This is a genomic window from Thauera aminoaromatica S2 (assembly GCF_000310185.1).
Classification (GTDB): domain Bacteria; phylum Pseudomonadota; class Gammaproteobacteria; order Burkholderiales; family Rhodocyclaceae; genus Thauera; species Thauera aminoaromatica.
Genome location: NZ_AMXD01000220.1, coordinates 1 through 4,036, shown reverse-complemented (window position 1 = coordinate 4,036; position 4,036 = coordinate 1). Strand labels below are relative to the sequence as shown.

Here is a 4,036-nt window from a genome sequence, read left to right as displayed (position 1 = left end):
CTCGCGCGCCTCGCCTGCGGCACCTGCGGGGCGCAGCTCGGGGCGCGCAGCGCGATCGCGCGGCGGTTCGGCGCGCAGCAGTCCTTCACGTCCACCGGGCGGGCGTTCCTGGAAGATCCTCGGGGGGCGGGCCTCGTCGCGCAGGTCGCGGCGATCGCGCAGCTGCGGGCCATCGGGAGAACCAGCGCCGTCGCCACGGGGGGAGAAGCCGGGCCAGGGCCGGCTGTCGCGGTCGCGGCGGACATCGTCGCGGCTGCGGTCGTTCCAGCGCCGGTCGTCCCGTCGCGCGTCGTCGCTCCGCCAGCGGTTGCGGTCGTGTTCGTCGCGACGGTCGCCGCGCCCGTCCGGGCGCACATCGATGTGCGGCGGCTGCGCGAGCGGTCGCGAATGCATGCGCGGTGGGCTCCAGTAGCCCGGGACCCAGTGCGGGCGCGGTCCGACCCGGTTCCAGTAGCCATCGATCCAGATGTAGCCGGCGGCCGGTGGCAGGCCGCGGTACTCGATGCGGGGGGGCGGCGTGACGATCACCGTCTCGCGCTCGTAGTAGCGGTCGTCTTCGTAGTAGCCGTAGTCGTCGACCGGGACCACCGCGCATCCGCCGAGTGCCAGCGCGGCTGCGAGCAGCATGGGCGAAAGGGGCGAGCGGATGGTCATGGTTGCGTCCTGCCACGGAGAAGGGTGCGACATGCGGGGCGGCCGGGGGCGGGGCGCTGCCGCCCGCCGCCCCCTTCCGCGTCTCTGCTGTCTCCACGCGCACGATAGGCGAAAGGGGGCGCGCCGGGTGGGCGGCGAGGTAATCAGTTGTGACGACGCGATCGCTCAACAGATCCGCGGCAGCTGCTCGCCGGCGATCCAGTCCACCATGCGCCGCCCGCCCAGGCCGGTGCGCAGCTGCACGAAGTGCTGCGGGTCGGCGGTGGCGCATCCGATCCGCGCCGCCTCGGTGCCGAGCGGATGCGCGCGCAGCGCGGCGAGCGCCGCGCCGGCGTGCTCCGGAGCGCACAGCACCACCAGCTTGCCCTCGTTGGCGACGTAGAGCGGGTCGAGCCCGAGCAGCTCGCAGGCAGCCTGCACCTGCGCCGACACCGGGATCGCCGCCTCGTCGAGCTCCATGCCCACGCCCGACTGCGCGGCGATCTCGTTCAAGGTGGTCGCCAGTCCGCCTCGCGTGGGGTCGCGCAGCACGCGGACCGCCTCGGCCGGCACCGCGGCGTAGAGCGCCTCGACCAGGTCGTGCAGTGCCGCGCTGTCGGAGACGATCTCGGAGTCGAAGGCGAGCGACTCGCGCTGCGCCATGATTGCCATGCCATGGTCGCCGATGCGCCCCGACACCAGCACCACGTCGCCCGGCCGCGCCCGCGCGCCGCCCGGATCGCGCCCGGCCGGCAGCGCCCCCACCCCGGTGGTGGTGATGAACACGCCGTCGCCCTTGCCCTGTTCGACCACCTTGGTGTCGCCGGTCACCACCGCCACCCCGGCCGTGCGCGCCGCGGCGGCCATCGATTCGACGATGCGGGCGAGGTCGGCGAGCGCATAGCCTTCTTCCAGGATGAAGCTGGCGGCGAGGTACAGCGGGCGTGCGCCCATCACCGCGAGGTCGTTCACCGTCCCATGCACCGACAGGCTGCCGATGTCGCCGCCGGGGAAGAACAGCGGGCTCACCACGTGGGCGTCGGTCGCCATCACCAGGCGCTCGCCCGCTGCGGGCGCGGGCAGTACCGCGCCGTCGTCGCCGCGGGCGAGCCAGTCGTTGGCGAACGCGCGCAGGAAAAGTTCGGAGATCAATTGCGCCATCGCCCGCCCGCCGGCGCCGAAGCCGAGGTCGACGCGGCCCTTGCGCAGGTCCAGGGGGCGGACGTAGCCGGTTTTGACGGTGTTCATGCGGTTTCCTGGTCCGGATTCGGGGGTGCGGAGGTGCCGACGACATGTACCGGAACGTCGCGGAAGCGCCCGTAGTTGTAGTGCGCGGCGCAGGCGCCCTCGGAGGACACCATGCACGAGCCCATCGGCGTTTCCGGGGTGCACACGGTGCCGAAGAGCTTGCAGTCGGTCGGCTTCTTCACGCCGCGCAGGATGGCGCCGCATTCGCAGGCGCGGTGGTCGGGCACGGGGCGGTAGTCGAGACCGAACTTCGCCTCGGCGTCCCAGGGCGCGAAGGCGGGGCGGATGCGCAGCGCGGAGCGCGCCAGCACACCGAGGCCGCGCCACTCGAACTCGTCGCGCAACGCCAGCACCTCCGACACGATCGCCTGCGCTTTCGGGTTGCCGTCGCGCACCACCGCGCGGGTGAACTCGTTTTCGACCTCGGCACGGCCCGTGTCGACCTGGCGCACCAGCATGCGGATCGCCTGCATCACATCGAGCGGTTCGAAGCCGGCGATGACCACGGGCTTGCGGTAGCGGGCGGCGAAGGCTTCGTAGGGGCGGCTGCCGATCAGGGTGGACACGTGGGCGGGGCCGATGAACCCGTCCAGGTGCAGCGCCCCGAGCCGGCTGGCTGCGGGCGAGTCGAGGATCGCGGTGATCGCCGGCGGCGTCAGCACGTGGTTGCAGATCACGCTGAAGTTGGCGAGCCTGCGCGTGGCGGCCTCGCGCAGCACGAGCGCGGTGGGGGGCGTGGTGGTCTCGAAGCCGATCGCGAAGAAGACCACCTCGCGTGCGGGTTCGCGCACGGCGAGCGCAAGCGCGTCGGCGGCGGAGTACACCATGCGCACGTCGGCGCCGCGCGCCTTGGCCTTCAGCAGCGAAAGGCCGTCGGAGGCGGGCACGCGCAGGCAGTCGCCGTAGCTGCACAGGATCACCTCGGGGCGCGCCAGCGCGAGGCCGATCGCCATGTCCACGCGACCGATCGGCAGCACGCACACCGGACAGCCGGGGCCGTGGATCATGCGCACGTTGGGTGGCAGCAGGTCGGCCACGCCGTAGCGCGAGATGGCGTGGGTGTGGCCGCCGCAGAACTCCATGAAGGCGTAGTCGCGGCCGGGGTCGACCTCGCGCGCGAGAGCGCGCGCCAGCCCGGTGGCGAGGGCGCCGTCGCGGAACTCGTCCACGTATTTCATCGCGCAGCCTCGTATTCCATCACTCGATGGCGCACTTCAGCGCGCCGCACCGAGTGCGGGGTGCTCGCCGCCGAGCGCGCGCGCGGGGTCGATGCCGGCGTCGGCGATCAGCGCCAGGGTCTGTGCGGCCTCTTCGGGGTCGAGCCGGGTCAGCGCATAGCCGACGTGCACGATCACGTAGTCGCCGACGGCGGCGCCGTCGACCAGGGCGAGCGAGATCTCCTTGCGCACGCCGCCGAGCTCGACGCGGCATTGGTCGCCGGCGAGCAGTTCGACGATGCGGGCGGGGATGGCGAGGCACATGTTCAGTCTTCCTTGGTTGCAGCGAGCCGGTGCATGGCGACCCAGGCCTGGCCGAGCGCGAGGCCGGCGTCGCCCGGAGAGAGGCGGTGCGCGCCGAGCACCTCGAAACCGCGCGCCGGCAGGGCGGCGTGGAGCGCGTCGGCGAGCAGGCGATTGTGCAGGCAGCCGCCCGACAGCACCACCGTGGCGCAGCCGGTGCGCTGCCGTGCCTCCTCGACCCAGGCGACGAGCGCGGCGGCCAGGGTGGCCTGGAAGCGTGCCGCGCCGCGCGCGGGCTCGGGTTCGTCGGCGAGGCGCAGCAGCAGGGGGTGGAGATCGAGTTCGAGCGTCCCTCCGGGCGGCAGTGCGCCGGCGCCGGGATGCGCGCGGTCGTCCGGCTGCGGGACGGAGCCTGCTGCGGGCGCCCCGCGGTCGGTGCGCGAGCGCGCTCCATCGGCCTGTCCGCGCAGCGCACCGCCTGCGTCGCAAATCCGCCAGTCGCCGGGAGTCACCTCCGGCGCGGCCGTGCCGGAGGCCAGGCGCTCGAGCGCGATCGCCGCCTCGGCCTCGTTGTGCATGACCTCGCACAGGCCGAGCAGGCCGGCGGCGGCGTCGAAGTGGCGGCCGAGGCTGGAGCTCGGCGGGCTCAGCGTCGGGCGGGCGAGCACCTGGGCGAGCAGCGCCGCCGCCGGCTG

General features: G+C 73.5%; 5 protein-coding genes. All 5 read right to left on the bottom strand.

The genetic code is table 11. From position 1 onward, the window contains the following. Nucleotides 1–654: YXWGXW repeat-containing protein (locus tag C665_RS19885; RefSeq protein ID WP_004326889.1), on the bottom strand; the 654-nt coding region annotated here is incomplete at its 3' end. A gap of 165 nt (nt 655–819) precedes the next feature. Then, nucleotides 820–1,881, bottom strand: a complete 1,062-nt coding sequence (gene hypE, locus C665_RS18780; protein WP_004326887.1) for a hydrogenase expression/formation protein HypE — start codon at nt 1,879–1,881, stop codon at nt 820–822. Beyond that, a complete protein-coding gene (gene hypD, locus C665_RS18775; protein ID WP_004326884.1) occupies nt 1,878–3,059 on the bottom strand; it encodes a hydrogenase formation protein HypD in 1,182 nt (393 codons plus the stop codon). Before hypD ends, hypE begins: the two co-directional genes overlap by 4 nt. A 36-nt stretch (nt 3,060–3,095) precedes the next feature. Then, on the bottom strand, nt 3,096–3,362 hold the full coding sequence (locus C665_RS18770) for a HypC/HybG/HupF family hydrogenase formation chaperone (protein ID WP_004326883.1): 267 nt from the start codon (nt 3,360–3,362) through the stop codon (nt 3,096–3,098). Nucleotides 3,363–3,364: 2 nt separating this feature from the next. Further along, a partial coding sequence (locus C665_RS18765) for a Kae1-like domain-containing protein (RefSeq protein WP_004326881.1) occupies nt 3,365–4,036 on the bottom strand: 672 nt, incomplete at its 5' end.